The organism is Kaistella chaponensis, from assembly GCF_900156725.1.
Taxonomy (GTDB): Bacteria; Bacteroidota; Bacteroidia; order Flavobacteriales; family Weeksellaceae; genus Kaistella; species Kaistella chaponensis.
In genome coordinates this window covers 1-1,720 of sequence record NZ_FTOI01000029.1, presented here as the reverse complement: position 1 = coordinate 1,720, position 1,720 = coordinate 1, and the positions used below count along the sequence as shown (strand labels likewise).

Genomic DNA, 1,720 nt, shown 5'->3' with positions numbered 1-1,720 from the left:
GAATCCGTCTCACAACTGAGGCGGATTTTTTTTGGTTATTATGGTGATAATTTGTATATTTATGATTGATAATCAGATAGTTGTTTATGAATTTCAAGCATTATAACCAAAATCAGTTGGTGTTATTTCCGTATAGTTTTGAGGATTTGATACCCCATAATCACCCTGTTCGTATTGTGAATGATATTTTAGAGAAACTCAATATCGAACCACTTCTGAAAGTGTACAGCAAAGAAGGAAATCCAAGCTATCATCCCGTAATGATGCTCAAAGTGATGGTTTTTGCCTATATGAATAACATTTATTCATCGCGGAAAATCGAAAAGGCACTTCGCGAAAACATCAACTTTATGTGGCTCTCCAATATGAGCATCGTGGATCATAATACGGTGAACCGTTTCCGGAGCCATAAGCTTGAAGCTGCATTCAAGGATATTTTCTCGCAGGTGGTTTTGCTTCTGGCAGAAGAAGGTTTGGTAAGTTTGAGACAGGTTTTTGTGGATGGAACCAAAATTGAAGCACAGGCAAATCGCTACACTTTTGTTTGGGCAAACGCCATTAAAACCAACAAAGAAAAAATGCTCCGCCAGCTGGAGGAACTTTGGAAATACGCCCAAAGTGTCGCCCGAGAAGAAGATAAAGACCCTGAACCACCCGAATTTAAAGAAATCAGCAAAGAAAAAATCCAGCAGACTGTAGAAAACATCAATGCCATATTAAAAGGCAGCGAGAGCAAAACCGATTCTGACAAAAAAGCCAAAGCCAAGCTGAATTACATTAAAAACAATTTTGAGAAAAACCTTGATAAATACGAAGCTCAGGAAGCGATTTTGGGAGAACGAAATTCCTACAGCAAGACCGATGAAGATGCTACTTTCATGCGGATGAAGGAGGATCACATGATGAACGGACAGCTAAAACCTGCCTATAATGCTCAGATTTCCACCGAGAACCAATTTATTTTAAACTATACGATTCATCAGCAAACCAACGACTTCAATACATTGAAGCATCATCTGGAAAATTTTGAAAAATTATATGGCAAAAACAGGATGAATGAACTGGAAGAACTCACTGCCGATGCGGGTTACGGAAGCGAGCAGAACTACGAATTATTAATACAGAAAAACATCACTCCGTTTGTAAAATACAATACGTTCGACAAGGAGCAGGATGCCCATTATCAGGCAAAGCACAAAACCTTCAGCAAAGAAAATCTGCATTACAACGAGCAAGATGATTATTACGTTTGTCCGATGGGGCAAAAGATGGAAAAAACGCACGAAAGTACTCGAAAAACCAAGACTGGATTCTCCCAAAAACTCTCGCATTACCAAGCCAAAAACTGCGAAGAATGCCCAATACGAAGCGTTTGTCACAGTTCCAAAGAAAACCGCAGCGTAGAGCGAAACCATCAATTGGAAGAATACAAAGAGAAAATCAGACAACTTTTAAACAGCGAAGAAGGCATCAAAAAACGCAAACAACGCTCGGTTGAAGTAGAACCTGTGTTTGCACATCTCAAGCATTGCAACGCTTTTAAGCGCTTTACCCTGAAAGGTCTGAAAAAAGTAGAACTGGAGTTCGGTTTACACGCTTTAGCACACAACCTGAGAAAGAAAGTTGCCTAAAGAGGACAACTTTTCCTTTTTTCAAACGCATATCGAATTTTAATGAAAATAAAAATCCGCATCACTTTTTGTTGTGAGACGCATTCTTT

Annotated in this window: 1 protein-coding gene; it reads left to right on the top strand. The window is 39.1% G+C overall.

Annotated features, from left to right (window positions below; all coding sequences use genetic code 11):
• The first annotated feature begins 86 nt into the window (after positions 1–86).
• Positions 87–1,631 (top strand): IS1182 family transposase, encoded by a 1,545-nt coding sequence (locus BW932_RS14105; RefSeq protein ID WP_076388692.1) that lies wholly within the window; start codon positions 87–89, stop codon positions 1,629–1,631.
• Positions 1,632–1,720 lie beyond the last annotated feature (89 nt).

Bases quoted from the DNA above. Each gene is read 5' to 3' on its own strand.
- BW932_RS14105 (WP_076388692.1), top strand. From the start codon at position 87: ATGAATTTCAAGCATTATAACCAAAATCAGTTGGTGTTATTTCCGTAT.